This is a genomic window from Cyclobacterium sp. SYSU L10401 (genome assembly GCF_010993705.1).
GTDB lineage: Bacteria > Bacteroidota > Bacteroidia > Cytophagales > Cyclobacteriaceae > Cyclobacterium.
In genome coordinates this window covers 91,163-117,639 of sequence record NZ_WOFO01000001.1, presented here as the reverse complement: position 1 = coordinate 117,639, position 26,477 = coordinate 91,163, and the positions used below count along the sequence as shown (strand labels likewise).

24 protein-coding genes are annotated in these 26,477 nt (G+C 44.9%); 7 read left to right on the top strand and 17 right to left on the bottom strand.

Translation table 11 applies throughout. The features are described from left to right. Positions 1-65: 65 nt before the first annotated feature. The 5 genes from GL182_RS00530 to GL182_RS00510 all read right to left on the bottom strand — a co-directional run bounded on the left by GL182_RS00530 (position 66) and on the right by GL182_RS00510 (position 8,739). Positions 66-845 (bottom strand): glycosyltransferase family 2 protein, encoded by a 780-nt coding sequence (locus tag GL182_RS00530; RefSeq protein WP_163377622.1) that lies wholly within the window; start codon positions 843-845, stop codon positions 66-68. Continuing rightward, positions 842-1,675, bottom strand: a complete 834-nt coding sequence (locus GL182_RS00525; RefSeq protein WP_163377621.1) for an FkbM family methyltransferase — start codon at positions 1,673-1,675, stop codon at positions 842-844. Before GL182_RS00525 ends, GL182_RS00530 begins: the two co-directional genes overlap by 4 nt. Before the next feature lie 85 nt (positions 1,676-1,760). Continuing rightward, positions 1,761-2,789, bottom strand: coding sequence for a phenylalanine--tRNA ligase subunit alpha (pheS, locus tag GL182_RS00520; protein ID WP_163377620.1), 1,029 nt, complete (start codon positions 2,787-2,789; stop codon positions 1,761-1,763). 76 nt (positions 2,790-2,865) lie between these two features. After that, on the bottom strand, positions 2,866-7,209 hold the full coding sequence (locus GL182_RS00515) for a hypothetical protein (protein WP_163377619.1): 4,344 nt from the start codon (positions 7,207-7,209) through the stop codon (positions 2,866-2,868). A 495-nt stretch (positions 7,210-7,704) separates the two neighbouring features. After that, entirely contained in the window at positions 7,705-8,739 is a 1,035-nt protein-coding gene (locus tag GL182_RS00510) for an RluA family pseudouridine synthase (RefSeq protein WP_163377618.1), read from the bottom strand. Between the two features lie 66 nt (positions 8,740-8,805). Here GL182_RS00510 and GL182_RS00505 point away from each other — a divergent pair, with 66 nt between their 5' ends. Further along, complete coding sequence (locus GL182_RS00505; protein WP_317167765.1) at positions 8,806-9,714, top strand: 1-aminocyclopropane-1-carboxylate deaminase/D-cysteine desulfhydrase; 909 nt, start codon at positions 8,806-8,808, stop codon at positions 9,712-9,714. Position 9,715: 1 nt separating this feature from the next. On the opposite strand, the gene GL182_RS00500 is transcribed toward GL182_RS00505, so the two are convergent. From GL182_RS00500 to GL182_RS00490, 3 genes are read right to left on the bottom strand one after another with little or no spacing between them, the layout of a single operon-like run. After that, entirely contained in the window at positions 9,716-11,071 is a 1,356-nt protein-coding gene (locus tag GL182_RS00500; RefSeq protein WP_163377617.1) for an FAD-dependent oxidoreductase, read from the bottom strand. Positions 11,072-11,099: 28 nt separating this feature from the next. Beyond that, entirely contained in the window at positions 11,100-12,386 is a 1,287-nt protein-coding gene (gene kynU, locus GL182_RS00495) for a kynureninase (RefSeq protein WP_163377616.1), read from the bottom strand. A gap of 58 nt (positions 12,387-12,444) precedes the next feature. Next, positions 12,445-12,957: a 3-hydroxyanthranilate 3,4-dioxygenase gene (locus tag GL182_RS00490; RefSeq protein WP_163377615.1), complete on the bottom strand. Its 513-nt coding sequence runs from the start codon at positions 12,955-12,957 to the stop codon at positions 12,445-12,447. A 333-nt stretch (positions 12,958-13,290) separates the two neighbouring features. Here GL182_RS00490 and GL182_RS00485 point away from each other — a divergent pair, with 333 nt between their 5' ends. Continuing rightward, positions 13,291-13,899, top strand: a complete 609-nt coding sequence (locus GL182_RS00485; RefSeq protein ID WP_163377614.1) for a thiamine pyrophosphokinase — start codon at positions 13,291-13,293, stop codon at positions 13,897-13,899. Here the strand turns inward: GL182_RS00485 and prmC are convergent. From prmC to GL182_RS00470, 3 genes are read right to left on the bottom strand one after another with little or no spacing between them, the layout of a single operon-like run. Beyond that, on the bottom strand, positions 13,873-14,742 hold the full coding sequence (gene prmC / locus GL182_RS00480; RefSeq protein WP_163377613.1) for a peptide chain release factor N(5)-glutamine methyltransferase: 870 nt from the start codon (positions 14,740-14,742) through the stop codon (positions 13,873-13,875). The two genes, GL182_RS00485 and prmC, sit on opposite strands and share 27 nt — an antisense overlap. Before the next feature lie 12 nt (positions 14,743-14,754). Beyond that, positions 14,755-15,117 carry a magnesium citrate secondary transporter gene (locus GL182_RS00475; RefSeq protein WP_163377612.1) on the bottom strand — a complete coding sequence of 121 codons (363 nt, stop codon included), beginning with the start codon at positions 15,115-15,117 and terminating at the stop codon, positions 14,755-14,757. After that, positions 15,117-15,401, bottom strand: coding sequence for a hypothetical protein (locus GL182_RS00470; RefSeq protein ID WP_163377611.1), 285 nt, complete (start codon positions 15,399-15,401; stop codon positions 15,117-15,119). The genes GL182_RS00475 and GL182_RS00470 overlap by 1 nt, the downstream gene beginning before the upstream one ends. A 118-nt stretch (positions 15,402-15,519) precedes the next feature. Between GL182_RS00470 and GL182_RS00465 the strand changes: the two genes are divergently transcribed. From GL182_RS00465 to guaB, 3 genes are all read left to right on the top strand, one after another. Further along, entirely contained in the window at positions 15,520-16,710 is a 1,191-nt protein-coding gene (locus tag GL182_RS00465) for an RsmB/NOP family class I SAM-dependent RNA methyltransferase (protein ID WP_163377610.1), read from the top strand. 176 nt (positions 16,711-16,886) lie between these two features. Then, positions 16,887-17,546, top strand: a complete 660-nt coding sequence (locus GL182_RS00460; RefSeq protein ID WP_163377609.1) for an SGNH/GDSL hydrolase family protein — start codon at positions 16,887-16,889, stop codon at positions 17,544-17,546. Positions 17,547-17,687: 141 nt separating this feature from the next. Further along, entirely contained in the window at positions 17,688-19,166 is a 1,479-nt protein-coding gene (gene guaB, locus GL182_RS00455; RefSeq protein WP_163377608.1) for an IMP dehydrogenase, read from the top strand. A 107-nt stretch (positions 19,167-19,273) separates the two neighbouring features. Here the strand turns inward: guaB and GL182_RS00450 are convergent, their stop codons facing one another. The 4 genes from GL182_RS00450 to GL182_RS00435 are packed head-to-tail and all read right to left on the bottom strand — an operon-like array spanning position 19,274 to position 22,395. Next, a complete protein-coding gene (locus tag GL182_RS00450) occupies positions 19,274-19,834 on the bottom strand; it encodes an FKBP-type peptidyl-prolyl cis-trans isomerase (protein ID WP_163377607.1) in 561 nt (186 codons plus the stop codon). Between the two features lie 10 nt (positions 19,835-19,844). Continuing rightward, positions 19,845-20,390, bottom strand: a complete 546-nt coding sequence (locus GL182_RS00445) for an FKBP-type peptidyl-prolyl cis-trans isomerase (protein WP_163377606.1) — start codon at positions 20,388-20,390, stop codon at positions 19,845-19,847. A gap of 45 nt (positions 20,391-20,435) precedes the next feature. Beyond that, entirely contained in the window at positions 20,436-21,362 is a 927-nt protein-coding gene (locus tag GL182_RS00440) for an FKBP-type peptidyl-prolyl cis-trans isomerase (protein WP_163377605.1), read from the bottom strand. Further along, positions 21,346-22,395 carry a DHH family phosphoesterase gene (locus tag GL182_RS00435; protein ID WP_163377604.1) on the bottom strand — a complete coding sequence of 350 codons (1,050 nt, stop codon included), beginning with the start codon at positions 22,393-22,395 and terminating at the stop codon, positions 21,346-21,348. The genes GL182_RS00440 and GL182_RS00435 overlap by 17 nt, the downstream gene beginning before the upstream one ends. 178 nt (positions 22,396-22,573) lie before the next feature. Between GL182_RS00435 and GL182_RS00430 the strand changes: the two genes are divergently transcribed. Then, positions 22,574-22,996: a nucleoside-diphosphate kinase gene (locus GL182_RS00430; protein WP_163377603.1), complete on the top strand. Its 423-nt coding sequence runs from the start codon at positions 22,574-22,576 to the stop codon at positions 22,994-22,996. Between the two features lie 143 nt (positions 22,997-23,139). Further along, complete coding sequence (locus GL182_RS00425; protein ID WP_163377602.1) at positions 23,140-24,513, top strand: glycoside hydrolase family 140 protein; 1,374 nt, start codon at positions 23,140-23,142, stop codon at positions 24,511-24,513. A 14-nt stretch (positions 24,514-24,527) separates the two neighbouring features. Here GL182_RS00425 and GL182_RS00420 read toward each other — a convergent pair whose 3' ends face one another. Beyond that, positions 24,528-25,592 (bottom strand): YbhN family protein, encoded by a 1,065-nt coding sequence (locus tag GL182_RS00420; protein ID WP_163377601.1) that lies wholly within the window; start codon positions 25,590-25,592, stop codon positions 24,528-24,530. Continuing rightward, the gene (locus tag GL182_RS00415; protein ID WP_163377600.1) at positions 25,589-26,344 is read right to left on the bottom strand and encodes a segregation and condensation protein A; all 756 of its coding nucleotides are present in this window, start codon (positions 26,342-26,344) and stop codon (positions 25,589-25,591) included. Before GL182_RS00415 ends, GL182_RS00420 begins: the two co-directional genes overlap by 4 nt. Positions 26,345-26,477 lie beyond the last annotated feature (133 nt).

The window sequence follows — 26,477 nt, the reverse complement described above, 5'->3', positions numbered from 1 at the left end:
GCCAAAAAGTTCCCCTTAGGGCACCTATCCGGATTTTATCCCATTTGAGGGACGGCCTCCCAGGATCAGCTCCTCCCCAACCAACTCAACAAGGTATTGTATGCCCTGGACCAGCTGCGCTGAAACCGCAGGGGGCCGTTCAGCTGCTGCCGAAAAAAATCAGCGTGCTTTCTATTCAAATAATCAATTCGCTCCCGCTTTTTCCGGCCGGTGCCGGTTTTTTTCCTTTTGCTATCCGGCGTCATCCGGTAATAAAAACCTACGAATGGTAGTTGTACTACCTCGCCGCCGTTTTTGAGCATTTTGATCCAGAATTCCCAATCTTCCCTGCCCATGTGCATGTCTTCCGAAAAACCACCAACAGCCTCTGCATCTGCTTTCCGGAACAAGGCCGCCACAAAGATCATATTGTCCCTGGCCAGGGCCCGAAGGCTGAAGGGCTTTAATTTCCAGGGTTTTTGCCCTGCAGCAGAAAATTTAACGGCCCGGCAATAGACGACTTTTACCGCCGCACGCTGCTGAAGAACGGCCACCCCCTGCCGGATGTAATCCCTGGAAATTTTATCGTCCCCATCCAGCGGCAAGATAATCCCTCCCTGTGCTGCCTTTATCCCGGTATTCCTGGCCTTGGCCACTCCTCCGTTTGGCTGCTCGATGACCCGAATCTCCTGGTGCTGCTTTTCCAGCTCAAGGGCTACCTCCAGGGAATGGTCGGTAGAGCCATCATTGACAATCAGCACTTCAATGGGTCGGTAATCCGAAGCCAAAACCGCATACAGGGTTTCCGGCAGGTACTTTCCCTGGTTGTAGCAGGGGATGACTACGGAAACCAATGGATTTTTCATTGATCAAAAAATTGAGAGAAAAGCGGGTTGGATCGCTTCAGGGCCAGGGTATTGGGACCAAACTTCCGGGTCCCATATTCATTTTCCTGCAAAAGGGAAAGACAGGAAGCGTAATCAGCCTCCTTCAAGCCTACGTTTTCGAAAACGATGGCCTCAGGTTGGCTTTTGGCTATATCAAAAATGCGGATCACCTCCAGGTCATAGCCCTCTGCGTCGATCTGGAGCAGGTCTATGTGATCGATACCATACCGGTGCATCAGGGTTTGCGGGGAAATAACTTCCACCTCTTCCCGACTGATCCATTGATTTTTATCTTCCGGAATTTGAATACCGAATTTTTCACAATTGCTTGCCACAATCCCCTCTTCAAAGGCCTGTTCGATTTTTTCCCTGGAAAAGGAAGTCAATCCAGTGGCCCAACGCATCCCGGAGAAACCTATTTTATAAATGGATTGGGTGCCATCTTCCTCACCTATAGCCGCACAAACCGTTTTTATCCCTTTATTTTTGGCGTAGATCTTTTTCAGAAACTGGTGGTACACCTCAGATTGCGGTTCCAGCAATACACCTTTCCAGCCATCCCTTTTGATGAATTTATGGATAGGATCATGGGTAATGCCATCGTTTGCCCCTATCTGGATCACAGTAAAGTCCGGTTTTCCGGACAAGGAATACACACTGAGAAATTCACTCAGGCTTCCTTTACCGGGTTGGTAAAAATACTTGTAGAAGCCTACAAAAGCCGGGTTATTGGAAGCGCTCAACTGAAAACGCAAGGTTTTCCACTGGCTTTGTAATTTTCTCTTGAGTGGCAAAAATATTGATTGCATAGTCCTTCTGTCCAGAAACTCCTATTCTATTAGCTTTCCCTCAGGCCCATCATTTACATCAAAGCTTTGCTGATGGGAATCATGCCTAAAGCAAACCCCTAAACTGCTGCAAAAAGCGGATGTCATTTTCGGTAAACAACCTGAGATCATTGATCTGGTATTTGAGCATGGCGATCCGCTCTATACCCATACCAAAGGCAAAGCCGGTATACTTTTCCGAATCTATGCCACAATTTTCCAGCACATTGGGATCCACCATGCCTGAACCGCCAATTTCTACCCAACCGGTCCCCTTACAAATGTTACATCCTTTACCTCCACAAAGTTGGCAGGAAATGTCTATTTCTGCACTGGGTTCCGTAAAAGGGAAAAAGGAGGGCCTGAACCGTACCTGGGTGTTTTTGCCAAACATTTCTTTGGCAAAGTGATACAGGGTTTGCTTCAAATTGGCAAAACTGACATTCTCATCCACATAGAGGCCCTCGACCTGATGGAAAATACAATGCGCCCGGGCGGAAATGGCTTCATTCCGGAATACCCTTCCCGGGGAAAGGGTTCGGATCGGTGGTTGTTCATTTTCCATTACCCTCACCTGTACCGAGGAGGTGTGCGTCCTCAAAGCAATGTCGGGATTTTTCTCTATAAAGAAAGTATCCTGCATTTCCCTTGCCGGATGATTTTCCGGAAAATTCAGGGCAGTAAAATTGTGCCAGTCATCTTCAATTTCCGGTCCCTCGGAAAGGTTAAAGCCTATTCTTTCAAATATTTCAACAATCCGCTGCCGGGTAGCCGTAAGGGGATGAATACCTCCTACCGGCCAGGTGGTAGGCGGCAGGGTCAGGTCAACGCCCTGGTACTCCTTCTCTCGGCCCCCACTATCCACCTGTTGGATCAGGGCCTGGAATTTTTCTTCTGCCAATTGCTTGACCTCATTGACCAGCTGACCATAGGCTTTTTTCTGCTCATTGGGAATATGCCGCATTTCGGCAAAAAGCGCACCCACTACGCTTTTTTTACTGATAAACCGCATTCGGTAGGCTTCCAATTCGTCCGGGTTTCCGGCATTGGCTGCAGCAATTTCCGCTTTGATCTGATCTATTTTTTCGCTTTGCATGCGCAATCTGGTCTTTATAAGACCACAAATCTAAAATAAAATATTGAGGCGACCTACCATTTAAATCAGGTAAAAATTATTCTTCCATCTCAAATTGAGCTTCCTCTTCTTCTTTTCGGGGAATTTTGGGCTGCATCAATCCCGAACTTCCCATCAAACCTGAAAAGGTAGCCTTCCACATGTAGTTGAAAATAAATTTATGAGTCATACGCTCCATATAGATGGGAGAGGACACCAGTCGGTTAAATATCGGTCGGGGATTGTTTTTCCGCATGGCCAGTGCATTGATGACGAAAGTCAGTATCCCCTTGCGCCCTCTGCCATCCTTAAGGGTACGCTCTTCCAGCAACCTGACCTTTAAATCATTGTATTTGAGGGTCATTTCCCCTATGGCCTTGTCTTGGTCAGCGATAAAATGCCAATTGCCCTCCCTGATGATACCCCTCTCCACCGTGACAAAGGCATTGGATTCCAGGATGGAATTGATCACCGGCAGCTCAAAGGAATTCACACTGGCTTTAACTTGTAAGGGATAGGGCTCGTCAAAAGTCATCGAGACATCCACATCCAGCTGCGCTGCCTGATTGATTTCAAAGGATCCCCTGATAAAAGCCTTGTCTCTTTCTTCGCCGAAGGCACCCAGCCGAAAGGGGTACATTTGGGCATTCATCTTCGTAAAATTTATCTCTCCGGGCACCATCCCTTTTTCGGGAAACTCCCTGTACCGTAGGCGCCCACCTGAGACCATGAGGGTATCCAGGTCAATCACCATTCCCGCCGCCTCCATCAATTGCTGGGGCATGGGTTTTACCACGGTGGTATCCTCTGGCACCCTTTTGTCGCGAAAGACTTCCGCATAGGGATCATAGAGCCGCATGGACCTGGCCACCAATTTTTCTTCAGAGATAAATTTCCCTGCATCCAAACCATCGATGACCAGCCTGGGAACGTACACCTCCGCCACATCTGTCTGTTCGCCAACCATTCTGGCATAAGCGTAACGCCCGACCTTTGGGAAAAAGCGAACATCATCCAGGACAAGCTTATTTTCTGAAATCACTACTTTACCTATACTCAGTCGATTGAGGCTGTCCGGCAGGTCTAGGGCATAGTCTGTCAATTCAAACTGAAAATCCTTGTTGAAAAAAAACTCCGTATTGATTTTTTGATTTTGGGTAAAATCAAAATTAAGGTCATTTAACAACAAACTGAGGTTACTTAAAGTAGTGACTTTGCTGGTATCGGACTTGTCCATCCATGAAAGGCTCCCCCCACTAAGTTGGAAATTTCTCACCAAAAGGCTTTCCAGCACCTTTTGGCCAACCGCTTCCTTGTCTTCTCCGGGCTTCAATAAGGTCATGTTCTCCTCACCATCCAGGTAAAGTTTGACCTCAGGATCGGTAAGTTCCAACAGGGAAACATCCAGCTGACCGGACTTTTGAAAACTTTTCAGGGAGCGGGTGCTGATTGCCACCTTAGGCACCAGGGCTTTAACGATGGGTATGCCCTTGATGCCAATAAAATCTTTGGGAATCAGGCTAAGGTTTTCCACCAGGATTTCTTCATCCCTGGAGTCGAGTTCTATTTTAGAGAAATTGAGCGTATGGATACTGTCCCTTAAAGCCAGGGAAAAATCATCCACTCCCAGGCTCATATTGGAAAAGAAACTGGCAATATCCCCTTCAGAAAGTCTGGCGGAGTCTAGCAGAAAATCAGCGATGGCCAAATTTATACCTGTCTTAATCAAATCCAAATCCTTTCCTTCCTGATAATAGGCCACATTAAAGGAGGCATTGGACGTAAGAATGGAGTCAATCTTGATTACCTCAATGGTTTTGGGCAGGTTACGGCTTTTGGTACCTTCCTCTGCATCGGGTTCATCTCCAAAATCACGGTTGATGGATAGCTTCACGGCGGCATCGGAAAGCCTGAGCAAGGATAGGGCAAGGGTATTGTCAAAAAGGAAGGCCTCCAGGTCCACACCACTAAAGCTAAGCTCGGGAATCAGGGCTTCAATACTTACTTTGGAATCCAGGTAACTATTGGGCATCAAGCGGACATTAAAGGTATTGATTTCTTCTCTGGCAGAATTGAAAGCTATCCTCTCCGCCACTATGCTGTATTTGCCGTTGGCGATATTGAATAAATAATTGTTCAGGTTCACATCCACTTCTTCTGCGAAAAGCGTCCGGTTTTCAGCAGGGTCGATGTTTTCATCCAGGTAAAAATTTCTGATTTTTACCGCAATGTCATTCTCTGCAAAAGACCTGAATGTTTCATTGGTAAAGTTTTCGTAAACAAAGGTTCCCTCCTCTATACTTAGTGAATCAATGCCTACCTCCTTAAAATAATTCGAAATCAGATTTAGAATATCACCCCTTTCCAATTGAGCTTGCCCGGTCTCAACACTGGGTATGTATTTGGACCAGCGTATGATGGGACTTGGAATATCGATGTGGTTGATAAACAACCGCTCTTCAAAATAGGCCTGATTGATATCCACCCCGGTAGCCAGAAATTCAGGTATTTCTATGTCCAGTACGGTGGTCTTACCATACCTTTCCAGCACCGGCATCACGTCCTCGGGAGAATGAGGCTTGAGCTTGAAACCATTGATTAAAAGCAGGTCGTCATTGGTATCAATGAGGATTCTGTCTGCAGCAAACAAGTGCAGGTTATCGGACAATTTTAAGGCATAATCATTGATTTCCAGCCGCAGGTTATCGGCCAGAAATATTCTGGAAGTAGAATCCGTGAAGTTTTGCTCATCCAATTGAAAATTTTCAAGCACAAAATCAATCTTCCCAAAAGAAAGGCTATCCTGCCGGACCCTGAGGTGATTGTCCAACACCAGGCTTCCTTCTACCATTTCCAGTTTTTGGATATAAATGGCTTTCAAAAACCCTTGCGTCAGTTGGGGCAGGGTGGTCATGGACACTGCGCCTTTATCCGGGGAGGAATTACCCAAAATATCTTTGATCACCACATCCGGTGCCCTGATCATCAACTCCCCGATATCAATGATTTTTTCATTGTAAATTTTTCTGAGGTTGGCGTTGGCAAATTCCAGCTGAGGCACTTTGATTTCAAACAAGGAAATATCTGAAAGACTGTCCTCATCTGCCATGGGTTTCAATTCTACCTCATGGATGGACACGCGATCTTCAAATGAAGACAGAAATATATCCTGACCCGATATCCAATGGATTTCATCTGCCAGGGCTATTCTGGCTTTATTGATTTCCAAAGTAGCATTTTCGGCATAAAAAAAACTGTTTTGTTTCAGTTCCTCATCCTGACCTATGTACACATCTTCCATCGAAAAACGGATATCCTCCGCTTCAATCCTGTTTTTGTTGGGAGATTGCACCCCTCTTTGAAGAAACTGTCCATGGTTAATGGTGAGGTTTTGGACCGAAATAGAGGTCAGCACCTCCCGGATCAGTTCATATAAATCTGTGGTCCTCCTTTCACTTTCCAGGGTAGACCTGTCTGTAAAAAGGACAAAATCAGGTGCCTCCAGATTCAGGTTACCCACCTTTACTTCAGCCGTCTGGAACATTTCCATGATATCTGCATCTTCCAGCTCCAAATGGTCCAGGGATATTTCATAATACACATCCGCAGCTTTTTCCAGATCAGGCACCACCTGCAGCATTTCCGCCCGGATACGCTTTTCGATGGAAGAAACTTCCACCTTTTCAGCTGCTACCCGGTGGATGCTATCTGCCAAAACGATTTCAAAATCGTCAAAATTCAATCGGAAACCTTCAATTCCAAATGGAGTGGATTCCGTCTTATCCTGGCTTAAATGAATGTTTTTTACATATAAATTGGTATTGGAAGCGGAAATGGATTTTTGGCTGATAAAATTTTCTATCAATAAGTTCGCCCGGTCTACATAAAAATCGCTGACAAAAATTTCCTGAACCTTTGTTCCGAGAGATTTTTGAATTTCAGCTTCCAACAATTGAAGCGGACTGGCCTCCTCATTTTCCAGCAACTCGGACTGCTGTCTTGCTTGTACAACCGGAGCACTTAAGCGAAGCACGCCTATATTTAACCTGGCATCACTTCTGGAGTAACCTATGCCCAGGATATCCAGTTGCTCAAGGGAAATCTGATAATAGGGAATTTTTTCACGGTCAAAAATATCAGGATCAGTAGGATAGAGGGTAAATCCTTCCACAAATACCCCTAGTTGAAAAAGCGAAAGGTAGACCTTGTCAAAGTCTACTCCATATTTGCCTTCTGAAACCTTTTCAACCTGCTGCTTGATATATTCCCTGAAAAGCCAATCACTGCCAAAATAAAGTCCTACCTGCAAACTCAGCAGCAGGAAAACAGTTATTCCCAATATCTTCAGCCATCGCTTTCTTCTATTGCTTCGCTGCCTGGTATTTAAATTATCTTCACTCATTTGTCAATTCAAGAATACAAAATAAAGTGGATATTATTCAATCATGCGGAACAAAAGAAAAGATGAATTACAGTTTTATCCAAAAAAAAGCCGGAAATTATTCATTTAGATAATTTCCGGCTGTTGCCATTAAGCTGTAGGAGAAGGATTCGAACCTCCACGGAGCTGTTAGGCAACACATTGAGCTCTATGTGTGCTTTATCCAGTACACCAGATAAATCTGGATCCCCCACCCCCGAGACAGGAGGGCTTGTCTGCCAATTTCAACATCCTACAAGGAAACAATTTATATTTGATCCGACTCAGACATTTTCTCAAAAATCAGAACCAAATAAAATATTGATTCGTCAAATGTAATGAATCCATTTATTTGAAGAAATTTTTTTATAAAAAATTATGTTTTTTTATAAAATTTGAAATTTTAAAGCTGTATTAATTCGAATTTGACAAAAAGCAACTCGTTTTCAATATGTCGATTAACAATTTAATAACGGGTTATTTTTCGTAATGCACGTAACTTTTCCATTTTCCAATGACAGTAGCCATATCTGCAGGAATTTCGCTATCAAAAAACATCTCCTTGCCGGTAGCAGGATGGATAAATCCCAAAGATTTGGCATGCAATGCCTGTCGGGGCAAAAGTTCAAAACAATTGTGGACAAAAGATTTATACTTGGAAAACTGCGTTCCCTTTCTGATTTTATCCCCTCCATATACCGCGTCATTAAACAACGGATGTCCCAGGTATTTCATGTGTACCCTGATCTGATGTGTCCTTCCAGTTTCCAAGGTGCACTGTATGAGGCTGACATACCTCAGTCTCTCTATCAATTTCCAATGGGTAATGGCTGATTTTCCTGCGGTACCGTCGGGAAAAGCCTGCATGACCTTTCTGTCTTTCAGACCACGTCCAATAGGCACATCAATCGTGCCTTCATCCTCTTTCGTCTCTCCCCAAACCAATGCCACATAGCTGCGCCGGATACTGTGATCAAAGAATTGTTTGGCCAGGTGCGTCATCGTTTTCTCGGATTTGGCGATAACCAAAAGACCTGAGGTATCTTTATCAATGCGGTGTACCAGCCCGGGACGGCCGGAATTTCCAGGCAATTCAGGAAGGCTTTTGAAATAATAGGCCAATCCATTTACCAGGGTGCCGGTCCAGTTGCCATGAGCGGGATGCACGACCATACCGGAGGGCTTGTTGACCACCAGCAGGTGATCATCTTCATACCGGATATCCAGCGGAATAGGTTCAGGGATCACATCCGGATCCTTTCTGCTCCTTTCCATGACAAAGCTGATGACATCCCCCGCCTTGGTTTTATAATTCGCCTTAACGGTAAGGCCATTCACCTTTACTTCTCCATCGGTGATGCGCTGCTGCACTTTATTCCGGGAGGCATTGGCTACTTTATCGGTGATAAACTTGTCTACGCGCAAGGGACGCTGCCCGGGGTCAACCTGCAATTCGATGCGTTCAAAATAGGATTCCTCTTCAGGTAATTCCTCGTCTATGGATTCAGTCATGGTACAAAATTAGGATTTGATCAAAAACAATCGGTATTTTATCTTTAAATCCTGATATTATTTATTTTGAAAAAGGAATCTTTGCCCGTTTACCAGGACCTTCAACTCCCCTTACTTGATGAAAAGAAAGTTCAGGTCCTTGTCAAAAGACTGGACCTGTTGCACCCGGTGGTGCAGGGCAACAAGTACTATAAACTTCTCTACAACATTCAGGCCGCAAAAGAAAGCGGCCATTCCTGCCTCCTGACTTTTGGGGGTGCATATTCTAATCACATCCATGCTACCGCCCTTTCTGCCGCGCACAATGGCCTGAACTCCATCGGCATGATCCGGGGAGAAATCCCCAAACCACTCAACCCTACGCTGGCCGATGCCAAAACACAGGGTATGGAACTTTATCCCATGTCCAGAATCAGCTACCGAGAGAAAAACGATCCGGAAGTACTGGAAAAGCTCAAATTAAAGTTCGGGGATGTTTACATCATTCCGGAAGGAGGGACCAATGCCCTTGCCATCAAAGGCAGCAGGGAAATCCTGGAGCCTGATGATAAAGAAATGGACATCGTGACGGTTCCTGTCGGTACCGGCGGAACCTTTGCCGGTTTGCTGGCAAGTGCTTCCTCAAATCAGCAGGTGCTGAGTTTTTCGGCTTTAAAGGGTTCATTCATCCATCAGGAAATCAGCAGCCTTTTGGAAGCACATCAGATAAGCCCTTCTTGTTCCTGGCAGATCCATACGGCGTACCATTTTGGTGGCTATGCCAAATTCAATCCTGAGTTGATCCAATTCATAAAAGAGATAAAGAAAGCGTCCGGCATCCCCCTAGAACCCCTGTATACCGGAAAGATGCTATTTGGCCTCCTGGATCTGATCAGGCAGGATACCTTTCCCAGGGGAACCCGAATACTGGCCATCCACACCGGAGGTCTTCAGGGCCTGCGTGGATTCAATCAGCGCTTCCATACGGACTTGTGAATCAAACCGCTCCGGACACGACTACCTGATGCAGGATGTCTTCATAATCCAACCTGTCCCAGTTTTGGGTAATCAACGGATCACTCATCACCCTGTCCATGACTTTTTCCTGCAATTTTCCTATCGCATAGGCTTCAGCATATTTCATATCTGAGAAAGTCACCATACTGTACAAGGGGACCCATTCCTCCGGGAAAAGTTCATGTAGCCTCGCTTCTATTTTCTTTCGGATCAGGAATTTGGGATCTGCCACATTATCGCTCATTTCCACGAAGTTATCCATGGCCAGCTGGCAGATGGCGTCTGTATCCGGTTTCCTGCCTTTTTGGAATTTTTCAAAAACCAGATCCCAGGAAGATGTACCGTATTTGCCTACCAGCCCATCCAGTATTGAGCAATCTTCAAAACCGCAATTCATGCCCTGTCCGTAAAAGGGCACCATGGCATGTGCTGCGTCTCCTATCAACAAGGTATTATTTTCTGTCCAGGGATAACATTCCGTGTTGATCAAAGCAGCCGTGGGATTACGCTTGAAGTCCTTCAGCAAAGTGGGCATTAAATTGTATGCGTCATTAAAATGGGTTTTAAAAACCTGCTCCACATCTTGATCATCATGGATATTGGCAAAACTGACCTTATAGCCTTCAAAGGGCAGAAAGAGGGTACATGTAAAGGATTTGTCCAGATTGGGCAGCGCAATCAGCATGAATTTGCCCCTGGGCCAGATGTGCAAGGCATTCGGATCCATGGCAAAACCCCCTTCCGGAGTGGGGGGAATGCTCAGCTCCTTATAACCATGGGAAATGTACTGTTGGTTAAAATTAAATCGCAGCTGACTTTGAAAAGCATTCCTGAGCGCTGAGTAGGCACCATCTGATCCGATCAGAACTTCAGCTTGAATCGATTTGGATGCCCCATCCGCCAGGCTAAAGGAAACCTGCCTTTTGGCCACATTGACCTGTTCTACCTTATGCTGAAAATGAATGGATGCTCCTTGCTCCTCTGCTTCATCCAGGAGTATTTTATTAAATGCATTTCTGCTGATGGAATAAATGGCCTGGTTTTCTTTTCCATATGGCTGGAAAAAAGTATCTCCATGTTCATCATGAATCCTTCTTCCATACATGGGTTGCGTAAAGGGAATTACCTTGTCCTTGATCCCGGCTTTTTCCAATGCCTTCCAGCCCCGGTAGCTCAAGGCCATGTTGATGGAGCGACCTTCTCCTGAAGTATCCAGGTTGCGCCAATCTTCTCTTTTCTCGTAAATGGCCACATCCAATCCCCTTTTCCTCAGGTAGATGGCCAGCAGGGAACCGATCAATCCTGCCCCCAGTAAATTTATTTTTTCTTTCTTCATTGATTCAATAGGTTTTAGGTGTTCTGATTTATGGCTGGGAGTCAAGTGATGTTTGTACCATTTTGCCAAAGGCATACACATCCTGAAAACTATTGTACAAAGGCGTTGGGGCGAGTCTGATTACATTTGGATTTCTCCAATCCGCCACCAGCCCTTGTTCTGTCCATAAATCAAATATTGCCTTGCCCCCCTTATGGAGAAACAAAGACAATTGGCAGCCTCTCTCACTTGGTTTTGAAGGACTTATCAATTCAAACTCTCCGGGACCACCAATTGTTTCACGAATTACAAACTCCAGATAGCCGGTCAATAGTTCAGACTTGGCCCTTATTTTTTCCATGCCCGCTGCTTCAAAAATTTCCAGCGAAGCCTGGTGTGCTGCCAGGCCCAAAACAGGGTCATTACTCAGCAGCCAGCCATCCGCCCCGGGCATGGGATCAAATCCCTTTTCCATCAGAAATCGCCTTCCCTCATCATGCCCCCACCAGCCGGCAAACCGGGGGATGTCCTTCTCATTGGCATGCTTTTGATGGACAAAAATTCCTGATACATTTCCGGGACCTGAATTCAGGTATTTGTAGCTACACCAGGTGGCAAAATCTGCTCCCCAATCGTGAAGTGCCAGGGGCACATTGCCAATGGCATGGGCCAGATCAAAGCCTACCTTTATTCCATGGAGGGAAGCTTCCCTGCTGATCGCCTTTAAATCAAAAAACTGCCCGGTATAATATTGTACGCCTGACATCATCACCAGGGCGAGTTCATCCTGATGCTCCCTGATTTTTTCGAGTATGTCATTGGTGCGGAGCAAGTGCTCTCCTGGTTGCGGACTCATTTCTATAATGGCCTCCTCAGGGTTATACCCATGGTACTTCACCTGAGAAGCCAGAATATATTGATCTGACGGGAAGGCTCCGGCCTCTGTAAGTATCTTAAATTTTCTTTTCTCAGGCCGGTAAAAGGAAACCAATAAAAGGTGAAGGTTGACGCTCAGGCTATTCATGGCTACCACCTCTTCCGGCAAAGCTCCAAGCAATTTGGCCAGAATAGGCTTGGAAGGCTTACGGGCATCCACCCAGGGCTTTGCTCCTTCAAAATGCCCTTCCACTCCCTTCTCTGCCCATTTCTTCAAATCCCTGTTGATGCTTGCGGCCACAGATTTGGGTTGCAAACCCAGGGAATTTCCACAAAAGTAAAGAACCGGGTGGCCATTTTTTTCAGGAATATAGAATTTGTCCCGAAAATCCCTCAATGGATCCTTATTATCCATTTCTTTGGCAAACTCCAGGCTAAAAGCAAAACGGGAAAGATTCATAAATCATGGGAAAAGAATTAGCTACTCAGGAAGGAAAAATGCTTCATCAATGCCATGTCTATTTGGACATGACAGTGCCACATTTATCGCAGGTGGTATGTTCCGGATTGTTCCAAAACCGGTCCATGATAGGAGGCAGCTGATTGACAATATCTGTGATAGGCTCGTAGGCTTCATATAACTTATGGCCACAGTTTTCACAAAACCACAAAAAACCATCCTTCTCCCCAGGTTTGCGGTACCTCTCTATGACCAGTCCCACGGTATTGGCAGGCCTCCTGGGACTATGAGGGATTCCGGCAGGCAATAAAAACACCTCTCCCTCTTTGATGGCGATGTCTTTCATTTCTCCCTCATCCACCACTTTCAGGGTAATGTCACCTTCTACCTGATAAAAAAACTCCTCCCCCTCATTGTAGTGATAATCCTTTCTGGCATTGGGTCCCCCAACCACCATGACGATAAAGTCATCATTTTTGAGGTACATCTGCTTGTTTCCTACCGGAGGCTTCAGCAGGTGTCGGTTATCTTCAATCCATTTGGTGAAATTTATCGGTTGGGAAATGGGCATATTTGACATTTTTTAAATGAAGGATTAAGCAAATCTGGCATTCTTACCTTTGGGTAAACAGCGAAATTTCTGCATTCAAAATTATAAAAAATATCCTATTATCCTGAATTTTCACATAAATAACCCGAAAACTGCTGGTACAAAACAGCGCTTAAAAAGCAGGCAAAGAAAGGGCTGCCGGCAACTCCATCATCAAATTATCTTTGGAGTACGAAAACATGGTCCCTATTTTAAAATCGAACCGTCAAGTTTGCGGGTAAAATCAATAATAGTCCTAAATTGCCATTAGCAAGGTGGAATCATTTATCCCTACAATCCCTTTTTTAAAGAAACATGTCTTCCCATCATTTTGTAAAAGAACAGCAGGAACCGGCTCTTTTGATATTGACCACAGAAGGATGGGATTTACCCACATTAAATTCCCTACTCGAATGGGTTCCTACAGTTTTGGTAACCCAGGAAACGGTCTTCCAGGTACTCTCTTTGGGAATAAAAGTCGATGTAATTGTAGGCCATCCCGATTTTCACCAGGATAACGAAGGGCTTTCTGAGGCACAATTTCCGGTAAAATTTGTTCCGGCAGTGGACAATGACTACCTGGATGCAAGCATAGCATACCTGAATCAATCTACCCACCATGCAGTAAATATACTGGCCTTTGACCCCACTGCTTCAAAAAAACTGGAGCCCTATCTGGACCTCATGGATATTGTATTTGTGTGTGAAGGCTTTCGATACTCCCCTGCCAGAAAAGGGATTTTTCAAAAATGGCTGCCAAAGACAACTATCCAGTTGAAGGGCAAAGAAGGCCAAATGGTCACCCATAAAACAGCAAAGAAAACCGAATTAATAAACCTTACACCAGCAGCTTCTTTTGAAGTCCCGAAGGGAATGCATTGGTTTGAAAGCGATGGTTTATTTTGGATGGGAACCAGGCTTTGAAATTTTTGGTATTCTTCCCCAAACCACCCTTTCCTTATCTTGCAGGTCCCGGTATACTTTAACAGCTTCCATGCCATTTCCCGACATCAGCTCCGATACCGCCGCCCCATACGCTTCATTGATTTCAACATACAAGTATCCCCCGGGATTTAAATATCTCCCGGCATGCCGGACAATGGCCCGGTAAAACCTGAGTGGATCATGGTCAGGAACAAAAAGTGCTAAATGGGGTTCATGCGCCAGTACATTCTGATGCATAAACTTTTTTTCCTTTTCAAGCACATAAGGCGGATTACTAACCATGATATCCACCTTTTCCAATGGTAAATCATCCTCCAACATGTCCGCCTGGATAAACCCAAGGGATGCACCCATTGCTGCGGCATTTTGCCTGGCCAGGACCAGTGCATCAGCACTGATATCCAAAGCCAACAATTGTGCCTCCGGCCATTCCAGCTTCAGGGAGATGGCAATGCACCCCGATCCTGTTCCCAAATCCACTATTTTCAGCTTTCCGGAGTGGTTGGCCAGGATAAGGTGTACCAGCTCCTCTGTCTCATTCCTGGGCACCAATACAGCCGGGCTCACCTGGAAACTCCTTCCATAGAAAGGCGCATTTCCCAGCACATATTGTATGGGCATGCCAGTTGTTAACTTTTCCAGTGCTGCCTCCATTTCCCGGGGGATATCGGACAATTCTCTATCCATCAGTATATCCTTTCTTTTACAATCCAGGAAAACTTCAAAAAGCCAAAAAACCAAACTCTTTGCTTCCTCTGCCGGATAAATGGAAGAAAGTGAGGCAGTGTACCGTGTATAAATATCTCTCAATTTTAATCCCATATAAAAGCAAAATTAATCAGTATACTTTTTGTTGATTAAAAAACAGAAATATACTGCCCCGATCAGGTAACAAACCACATCCCAAAAATCCCTGGTATAGGTGGAAGACCACATGGGCAACAAACCCTCAAACAAAAAACTGAAGTAAATCAAGCCTACCATTATCTGGGTAGGGGTAAATACAAAACTATTTTTTAATGGATGGATCCATCGGTACACCTGAAGGGTAATCCCCAATACTACCGGCATGGCCAAAAGATCATCGAAATAACTGTGAATAAATGGGATAAACACTTCCCGGATGCGTTCGAGATACTGATTTACCCAGAAAAGCAGGACTGGAAAAAGAAAATAGGGGTTTTTGAAGACATGCATTAGCCAGGTAAAGCAGCTATCAGCCAGGCAATAAAGGTAATGATGGAAATGTAAATGGTATAAAAGAAATTTCCAGTCTTTTTCATCCCTTTAACAAAATCACTGTCTGTTTCCTTGATGTAGAAAATCCATTGCTCCTCACGGGCCTTTTCCTGAGCTGCCCTTTTTTCCTGAAATTCCAGGTCTTTTCCCCCCAGGGGTTTACCACAATGTTGGCAAGTATCTGTTAAATTCTGGTTCCAATCGGACCATTTCCCGCAATGGGGACATTTTTTTTCTCCCATGGCTGTAAAAGTACCAAAATCCTGCCAATTTTCTGTCCTTTACTTCCCCTGCAGTGATCGGCTCCTGCTTCCCGCATGTATATTTACCTATATTTGTATTTTCCAACAAAAAAATCTTATGAAGCTTTTCCCGAATACGGTGAATGGGGTAGTCAAAGCCCTGGAGGACATTTTTGACAACAACCAATATGCCGATAAAGTCATTGAGCGGGTGTTGAAGTCCAACCCCAAATGGGGCGCCAGGGACCGGGCCTTTATAGCTGAAAGCGTTTATGAAATTGTCCGCTGGAAGCGGCTTATCCAGCACCTGAGCCCTGGACAGGATTACTACCAATGGTTTGGAACTTTCTGGACATTACAAGGCAGAACACTTCCTGATTGGAAGGAATTTAAAGGAATAGACAGCCAGAAAATAAGTAAGAAAAGGGAAAAAATCAGTCAACGATCCTTGTTGCAGTCCATTCCAGATTGGCTGGATGAAATGGGGGCAGAGCAATTGGGAGACCAATGGGAACTGGAGCTGGAAAGTCTGAATAAGGAGGCTGAAGTAGTGCTTCGGGTCAATACCCTAAAAACCAGCAAATCAAAACTTAAAGTACAGCTGGAGGAGCTGGATATTGCCACACATGTGGTGAAGGGATACCCCGATGCATTGGTTTTGCAAAGGAGAAAAAATGTGTTTCGAACCCCTTTGTTTAAACAGGGTCTTTTTGAGGTGCAGGATGCCTCATCCCAAATGGTGGCCGCAGCCCTGGATGTCCAGCCTGGCATGCGGGTCATTGATGCCTGTGCAGGTGCCGGTGGAAAATCCCTGCATTTGGCTGCTTTAATGGAAAATAAAGGGAGGGTTCTATCCATGGACCTGGAAGCCTGGAAGCTGAAAAACACCAAATTAAGGGCCAGGAGAGCCGGTATATCCATCATTGAAACCAAGCCCATAGAAGGCAGTAAAACCATCAAGCGGCTGCATGAAAGTGCCGATCGCCTGTTATTGGATGTGCCCTGTTCGGGATTGGGCGTACTTAAAAGAAATCCCGATACCAAATGGAAATTAAGTCCGGAATCCATCGCTAAGGTACAGGGCATACAACAGGATATCCTGACACAATATCCTTCCATGCTTAAACCCGGAGGCATTTTGGTTTATGCCACCTGCAGCATTCTTCCATCAGAAAACAACAGGCAAGTGGCGGCCTTTCTCAGTAGTCCTGCGGGACAATCTTTCGACCTGCTGGAGGAAACACAGGTACTGTCCCATGAAAGTGGCTTTGATGGATTTTATATCGCCAAAATGATAAAAAAAATATGAAATCGACACGATTAAGGATCGGGACAGGCTATGTGACCGCTAAAAGACAATTATAAACACATGAAATCGAGCATGACGTAGCCGTCACACACTGGAATGACTATCAGACATGCGAGATTCTCCCGATTAAGGATCGGGACAGGCTATGTGACCATTAAAGAACAAATTATAGACACATGAAAGTAATTGCATGGATCGGGCTATTCTTCTGTTTCTTAAGCTGCAAGTCCGATGAGCAAGGGTCCGAACCCATCCAAAAAATTCTCGTCATCGGAAACAGCATCACCTATCATCCTCCTGATGCAGCGATAGGCTGGAATGCTGATTGGGGTATGGCGGCCAGTGCACCGGACAAAGATTACTTTTCCTTGCTAGAGGACAGCCTGCGGTATCACCTGCCTGAACTGGAAATGATGCGAGAAAATGTGTACCCCTTTGAGAGGAAATTTTCCTCACTGGATTTTGCCATGTACGAACATCTAAAGGACTTTCAGGCGGATTTGCTGGTAATCCGGCTGGGAGAAAATGTACCATTGGAAAACCTTGAAGGCTGGAATTTTTCTCAGAGCCTCAGGGAATTTGCCGCTTTCCTGAGCAGCGGCCAGACCAGGGTGCTGCTGACAACTACCTTTTGGCCCAATACAGCGGTCAATGATCAGTTGTTGCATGCAGCCGCTGAGATGAACTGGCAGGTGGTGCAGCTTTCTCAGTTGGGTGCGCAGGACAGTTTTATGGCACTGGAAGAATATTCCAATGAAAGCGTGGGCCGTCACCCCAACGATCAGGGCATGCAATCCATTTCCAGACTGATTGCGGGTAAGATTTTAGGAGAATGATACCGGCCTGGTCTTCCAAAGAAAATTCCATTGATCAAAAGAAATTAGTCAGAGCGCTGTAACTTTTTTTGTTAAATCATTGATTTGCATATTAAAAACATCGTATCTTTGACGGGCAAATAGGGTTACTAACCATTTGCCATGAATCCAGATACAAATAAATTCCTCTTCGAAGCACTCACCTATGATGACGTGCTTCTGGTACCCGGTTATTCTGAGGTACTTCCCCGAAACACCAGCACGGCCACTCAACTTACCAGGAAAATTCGCCTGCAGATCCCTTTGGTTTCTTCTGCCATGGATACGGTTACAGAGGCCGAGTTGGCCATTTCCATTGCCTTGGAAGGTGGACTGGGTTTTATTCATAAAAACATGTCCATTGAAAAGCAGGCTGCCCAGGTCCGCAAGGTAAAAAGGTCTCAGAGCGGGATGATTTTGGACCCCATCACCCTGGATATCAATGCCAAGGTAAAAGATGCAGAGGCCATCATGAGAGAATTCAATATTGGCGGCATTCCTGTTGTGGATGAAGAACGTTACTTAAAAGGCATCATCACCAACCGGGACTTGAGATTTATCAAGGACATGGAACGCCCGGTAAGGGAGATCATGACAAAGGACCACCTTTTTACGGCAAAAGCCGGCATCAGTCTGGAGCAGGCGGAAGAGATCCTGCAGGAATACAAAATAGAAAAATTGCCCATCGTTGATGAGGAGTACAAGTTGACCGGCCTCATTACCTATAAAGATATCCTAAAGAGAAAAGACAAACCCCACGCCTGTAAGGATGAGTTTGGAAGACTTAGGGTAGGAGCCGCCGTCGGAGTAACTTCAGATATTGTAGAAAGGGTGGAAGCCCTGAAAGTGGCAGGTGTGGATGTGATTTCCATTGATACGGCACATGGGCATTCCAAGGGTGTCATCGATGCCTGTAAAAAGATAAAAGCAGCTTTTCCTGATTTGGAATTGATCGTAGGCAACATTGCCACTGCGGAGGCAGCAACAGCCCTTGCTGATGCCGGTGCAGATGCGGTTAAGGTGGGTGTAGGCCCAGGCAGTATCTGTACCACCCGCGTGATTGCCGGTGTGGGCATGCCACAGCTATCTGCGGTAATGGAGACTGCCAGGGTACTGAAAGACAGGGGAATCCCGGTAATTGCCGACGGTGGAATCCGCTATTCCGGGGATATTGTCAAAGCCCTGGCAGCAGGTGCGAGCTCTGTAATGATCGGATCCATTCTGGCCGGTACGGAAGAAGCCCCTGGGGAAATCATTATTTTTGAAGGCCGAAAGTTTAAATCCTATAGGGGTATGGGATCCCTTGAGGCCATGGAATCAGGTTCCAAAGATCGCTATTTTCAGGATGCAGAAGACAATATTAAAAAACTGGTTCCCGAAGGTATTGTGGGCCGGGTAGCTTTTAAAGGCCTGGTATCTGAAGTATTGTACCAATTGATCGGAGGACTTCAGGCTGGAATGGGCTACTGCGGCACCGCCACCATTGAGGATTTAAAAGAAAATGGGAAATTTGTAAAAGTTACCGCTGCAGGGGTCAGGGAATCTCACCCACATGACATCAGCATCACCCGGGAAGCACCAAACTATAGTGTAAAAAATTAATAAAAGCCCGGATAAATAAGAAGGCTCCTTTAAGTCAGCCATTAAAAAACCCCGGTAGTAAAAGATACCGGGGTTTTCTTATGATACGTTCAGGAAAGACCAACGCATTAATCCATTCCCAAAAACTCTACATCAAATACCAAAACTGAATTGGCAGGCACCCTCGCCACATTCTCATTGTCCTGATAGCCATAGGGAGAAGGAATGATAATGGTAGCCCTGGCACCGCTTCTCAGGCGCTTAAAACCCAAACTAAACCCTTCTATCGCCCCACCTTGAGAAGCAGGCAAATCAAGGAAGAAAGAAAATATATCATAATTTCTTTCTTCATCATAGATATTATTTTCCCGGGCAACATCTTCCAGGTTGGAATCAAATACGGCACCATCCAGGAGATATCCGGTGTAGTTGGTGTATACCACATTTCCTGAAGCGGGTCGGGAGCCTTCCCCCTCTTCCTCCACAATGATTACTACTCCGGAAGGATCATGAATGCGGTACAAGCTATCAAAAGGGGCTGTTTCCAGGTATTCTGCAATGATCTCACGATCAATGGCCAGGTTGCCCTCTCTGTCATATACAGGGCCACCAAAACCTCCCATCTGATTGTCGCAGGAAAAACCCAATAAGGCCAGAAAAAAAATATAAATGTTATGGTGAAATTTCATTGTTGTTGGTTTAGGGTTGGTGAGCTCTTACCTGGACCAGGTCCAGTTCAAACACCAGTACTGAATTGGCAGGAATAGGACCATTGGCCTGCGTTCCATAAGCATAGGAAGAAGGGATCAAGGCAATGGCCTTTTCACCCTCCTTCATGCGTGAAAGCGACCAGTGCCAGCCATTGATCACATTGGACACGCCCAATATGATATCATATGGCTCATAAGAGCGATCGGGATTGAATACATCGTTATCCTGTGCCACCTGCTCCAGTGAGGTGTCAAATACGGTGCCATCCAGCAGTCTGCCGGTATAATCCACTGACAGGGTATCCCTCGCCTCAGGTAATTCTCCCTCTTCCACCTCCTCTGTAAATAAAAGTACGATACCGGTCTCACCTACCGTCTCCCTCCTCATGTACTCCGTGTCTACAGTCTGAATATATTCTTCGATTTTTTGCAAATCCTGCTCGAAAACTACATCTATATTTTCTTCATCGGAAATACAGGAAGCCATCAATACAACTGCGGGCAGCATGCCCCAGATCAAGGTGCTTTTTTTCATGGTAGTTACACTTTTAAATATTTCTCAATCTCCCAATGATTCAGGTCATTGCTTTTCTACATCAGTAACTTCTACATCAAAAATCAATATAGAGTTAGGTACAATAACGGCACCCCGCTGACTAGGTCCATAAGCCAAAGGAGAAGGAATCAAAAACTTGGCCTTTGCCCCTTCTTTCAACAATTGAAGACCTTCATCCCAGCCTGGAATCACCATACCCTGTCCTACATCGAAGGTAAAAGGCTCATAAGGCCTGTTCTCGTCATAGGTGTTGGCTTCTTTGGCTTTGCTTTCTATACTGGTATCGAACACCGTACCATCCAGTACATATCCGGTGTAATTGACAGATATTTTGTCTCCCTGCTCTACCTGAACGCCTGACCCTTCTTCCTCTATGACGTAATAAAGCCCCGATGCTGTCTTGCTTGCATCCAGATTATTTTCCTGAATGTAAGATTCTATGGTTTGAACATCTTCATCCAGCTGAACACCAGCTTGCTCGGTTTGCTTTTTTTGTTGCTCTGCTACCAGATCATTGAAATAATCTTCAAATACTTCTTCTTCCAGCACATTGATAACCCCTATACTAATGGTCACCGCCTCATCATTTTCCAAAAAAGGAGGGACTCCTTCAGGAGTAAATATTTTCTCGGCGGTAGAGTTAATCACAATACTGTCTCCACTGTTCAGGTTAAGAAATATTTCATCTATCCCTGTCTTGGCTTCCGCAGAATCCAAATGTTGGAGATAGGGAGGTACCGGCTGATCATAACTGGAAATAAACAGGGAATCACTGCCTGTCTTTGCCGTAAAATGATACATGACAAATTCTCCATCCTGGGTTTCCTTGTCCCCCTGGTTGATGTATTTGTATTCAATGCCATCAGATGTCGTCTGTGTCTTATTACAGGAATACAGCACACCGGAGCCAATTAAAATGACTCCTAAAACTAAGTTATTGATTTTTTTCATCGACTAACGCTAATTGATTAAATAGAATATGTTTGTTTTCTTTTACTAATTTTTCAAATCGCTGAATGGTCTCTTCCAAAGGAAGTTGGGAAATTCCACCCGAGGCATTTTTATGTCCGCCCCCCTCAAAAAAAGAGGCGGCAAATTTATTGACGGCCACTTCTTCTGAAGAGCGAAAAGATATTTTCACACCATCCTTCCGCTCTGTAAACAGGGCAGCAATCTTTATTCCGTCCAGGGAAAGGGCATAATTGACCAGCCCTTCCGTATCCCCGGTTTGTGAATGGTATTTTCGCAGGTCTTTTTTGCTGATACCAAAGTAGGCGGTATTGAGTTCCGGTAAAATGGTGAGCCTCCTGGTCAACGCAAAACCCAAAAATTTCAGTCTGTTGACCGAGTAGGTATCGTAAATCAAGCGGGCAATCTTGGAATTGTCAGCCCCCAGAGCTATCAGTTCAGCCGTCACCAGATGCACATTTTTGGTGGTGTTGGGATGCCTGAATCCACCGGTATCTGTCATGATACCGGAATACAGGCACTCTGCAATATCCTTGTCTATCAATTCCCGGTCACCTACTTTTACCATCAAATCATAGAGCAATTCACAGGTAGCCGCTGCCTTTGTACTGCAAAAGCTGAAATCAGCAAATTCATCCGGATCCTGATGGTGATCAATATTGACCTTGAAGGCCTTGGATTCGCTCACCACCTCCTCCATACCCTGCAATCTTCCAAGGTTGGAGAAATCCAGACAAAAGATCATGTCTGCCTGAGCGATCAATTTCCTGGCTTCCTTTTGCTTTTCCGGATCTTCAAAATTCACCACTTCATCGTTGCCCTCCATCCAATGTAAAAAAGAGGGATAATCTGATGGGGTGACCACAGTTACCTGGTGATTTTTCTTTTTCAGATAAGCCGCCAGAGCCAGAGAAGACCCAAGGGCATCTGCGTCAGGTTTATGATGGGTGGTGATGATGATCTTTTTGGATGAAGCTGATGAAATCTGTTCTTTAAATAGATCTAATTTCTGCATGAGTAATTTTTGAATACCGTATTTAAAAAACACGGACGACAAAGTTCTGTATAATTTTCTGAAATTCCCAATGCCATTTTTTGAGCTACTCGCTGATTATTCATAAATGCCCGATAACTTTCGGCCTTTCGTTGAAAAGGGTTAATTTTGCAGACTCAACAAACATTCATATCAATTTATGGCTACCAATAGAACATTTACCATGATCAAACCTGACGCTTTCGGTGCAGGAAACGCAGGTGCAATACTGAAAATGATCGAAGAGGCCGGTTTCAAAATTATAGCCCTGAGAGCCACCCGACTGAGTAAGGAACTTGCCGGAGAATTTTACAAAGTTCACCAGGAAAGACCTTTTTACTCCGATTTATGTCAATATATGTCCTCAGGCCCTATCATCGCTGCCATTCTGGAAAAAGATAATGCAGTGGCTGATTTCAGAGAACTAATAGGGGCAACTAACCCTGAGAATGCAGCAGAAGGCACCATTAGAAAACTGTATGCCACTTCCATAGAAGCCAATGCCGTGCATGGATCCGACTCGGATGAAAATGCCTCCATTGAAGGCAATTTCTTTTTTAGTGCCTTCGATCAGGTAGGTTAATTGCCATTTCCTCCACTTCTGATGCAATGATGAAGTGGAGGAAATTTTTATGAATTTTTAACATTTCCCCAAAAGTACAGACTGCTTTTTTCGCTCTATTTTTGATTTTTCATACATTGCATGCCTACCTATTCCCCTTGAGCATGAACCCAAAGCTACTGTTATTGCTGTTATTGTCAGTCTTCCCCTTATGTTTTACTTTAGGCCAGGAAAGCCTGCCCCGCCTACAGGTTGCTGAAAATCAACGATTTCTGGTGACTGCAGATGGAGAACCATTCTTTTGGATGGCTGATACCGCCTGGGAACTCTTCCACCGGTGTGACCGGGAGGAAGCGGCTTATTACCTGAAGAAAAGGGCCGAACAAGGCTTTAACGTGGTACAAGCGGTGGCCCTGGCTGAGATTGATGGACTCCAGACCCCAAATCCCTATGGTGAAAAACCGTTGCTGGACCTTGACCCCAACCAACCCAACCCGGCTTATTTTACGCATGTAGATGAGCTGGTAGAAATGGCAGCTGCCGAAGGCATCTACATTGCCCTGCTTCCTACCTGGGGAGATAAGGTTTTTACCAATTCCTGGGGAAAGGGGCCGGAAGTTTTTACGGAAGAAAATGCCAAATCTTTTGGCAAATGGATAGGCGAACGCTACAAAGACCAATCCAACATCATTTGGGTCATAGGAGGCGATCGAAACCCAAGGGCAGGCACCAAAGACGAAGCCATTTGGAGGGCACTGGCCTCGGGAATTACCGAAGGAGCGGGAGGGCAGGACCAGGCATTGATGACCTTCCATCCTCAGCCGGCAGGACCCGGAGGATCCAGCAACTGGTTTCATACCGACGACTGGTTGGATTTCAACATGCACCAAACCGGCCACTGTGCCAATCAACCTACCTACAAAAAAATAAGTCATGATTATAACTTACAGCCTACCAAACCTACCCTGGATGGAGAGCCGCTGTACGAAGATCATCCCAATTGCTTCAATGCCAAAGAATTAGGGTACAGTTTGCCCGATGATATCCGAAGAATCATGTATTGGAATGTTTTTGCGGGTGCTTTTGGACAGAGCTACGGCTGCCATGCGGTATGGCAAATGTACACCACAGAAAGGGAAGGGATCAACGGACCTTTGAGGCCCTGGAAAGTAGCACTGGACCTGCCCATGGCCAATCAAATGAAACACCTCAAAAACCTCATGCTCAGCAGGCCTTTTCTGACTCGGATCCCGGCACAGGAAATGATCCCCACTAAGCAGGAAGACAATGTAGATTTTGTGATAGCTACCAGAGACAGTGAGGGCACCTACGCCATGATTTACTTCCCTACCGGCAAAAGCAGTTCTGTAGACAGCAGCACCCTTTCATCAAAAATGCTGAAGGTCACCTGGTATGATCCCAGAACGGGAAACCAGACTTCGGCCGGGTTTATAAGCAGGGCACCTAATCACACCTTTGTACCGCCCAGTTCAGGAGAAAAAGGTCATGATTGGGTTTTGATTCTGGATGCCATGTAAGTTCAGGAAAACCATTAGTCGGCAGGCTTGTCTTTTTTCTTGAAAAACACCTGCCTGATCCAACGGGGCAGGAAAATAGCACCCAATAGCAAGTAAGGATAATAGGAAAACATTCTCCAGAGTATGCTGGTAACAAAGGTATATCCGGTGAGAAATTCATTAAAAAACTGGGCAAAGAAAAATTCCGCCGTTCCGCTGCTTCCTGGTGTAGGACTGATCATCATCACAATCCACATGATGATCTGACGGGCAAAAATAACCACATGTTCGAATAAGCTAATACTGGCATATGCCGAGATAAGGGCATTCAGCATAAAGTACCTTGAGGACCAGATGAAAATGGTAGTAAATACAACTATAATCCAGAATTTCAGCTTTTTCCCCCTGAACTCTTTACTGGCCTGAATGATCTGATCCCCGTATATATTGGCCTGGTATTTCCATTTTTTCAACCATTTGATAGAAAAAAGCTTTAATAACAACCACTTGAACACCCTGGGTCTGAAAAACAAGGCCAGTGCCATTAGCAGAGAATACAAGGTATACAGGGAATAACTTACCCAAAAAAGGTATTCGAGACTGTTACCCAAGCGCATTTCCAACACCCTGCTGTCAGGAAATATATATCCCTGAGCAAAAAACAAGATAATCGGCGCCCCAAGCACAAAAAACAAGTTATCCAAAATGGCCGTCAGCATGGTTACAGCCAGGGCCTTGCCCAGTGGTATTCCTTCTTTATTTAAAATAAATACCGCCACTGCTGTCCCCCCCACAATGGATGGCGTAACGGCAGAGGCAAACTCCCAAAGTACAATAACAAAAATGGCTCTTCCCCAGGTCAGGTGACGGTCTGTCAGCTCCCTGATCCTGAACACATAACCTGCATCCCTCATAAATATAAAAACCACCGCCAGCATTATGGACCAGGCGGAGGCATCAAAAACCCCTCTTAGAGTCTGGGCATTGATGGTAGGGTCCATATAAAACATGACAAGCACAATCGCAATCCCGATCAATACAGGAACCCAAACCTTATTGGGATTCAAGGTTTTAAAAATTTCCCTATTGTCTATTTTCATGTGTTTTCTACTGGTATGGATGCTAGTCTTTCAACCCAAAAATTATTGAAACCTTCGCCTATCTTTATGGTCACCAGGGCAAGCTGAAGCAATTCCAAAATGGCTAGAAAGGTATAAATGACAAAAATCTTATCCGGATTATAGACAATAAAGTCCGAAAAGGGAATTCTCGGTTTTTCATCGAGTCTGTCCAGAATCATGGATTTTTGCTGGTCGATCGTGTAAGGGTATTGGATCACTGTATGTTTGGTATCATCGCTTCTATGGGCATATTTGGTCATGACTTTCTGGTACACTTTTAACAGACGATACAAATTTAGGTCCTGTAATTCTGCATCCACATTGTCGACCTTTGAAATCTGCTTCAATTCATCCAAAACATTACCCCTGGAAAATTTCGCCATCCTGTCTTTCTCCATTTCAGAAAGTTCTGCGATCACCGACTTGTACTTTTTATATTCCAACAAATGCCTGATCAGTTCCTCGCGTGGATCAATTTCCTCCCCCTCCTCATTCAATTCCGGTCTGGGCAAAAGCATTTTTGATTTGATCTTCATCAAGGTGGCAGCAAACAAGATAAATTCACTTGCTATTTCAATTTCCATCTTTTCCAGATGATGGATATAATCCAGAAAATCCCGGGTGATCTTGGATATGGGAATATCATAAATATCCAGCTCATCCCTTTCGATAAAGAAAAGCATCAGGTCAAATGGTCCTTCGAATAAAGGTAATTTGATTTCAAAACTCACTGGATACGATTATTTTTTGTTATTTTTGCATTTCCTGTTGCGATCAAAGATATTACTTATCTTTTTAAATCAATAGGCATCCGAATAATTTCCCCAAAACCATGGCGTCTTGAATAATTATTGGTATTATTAA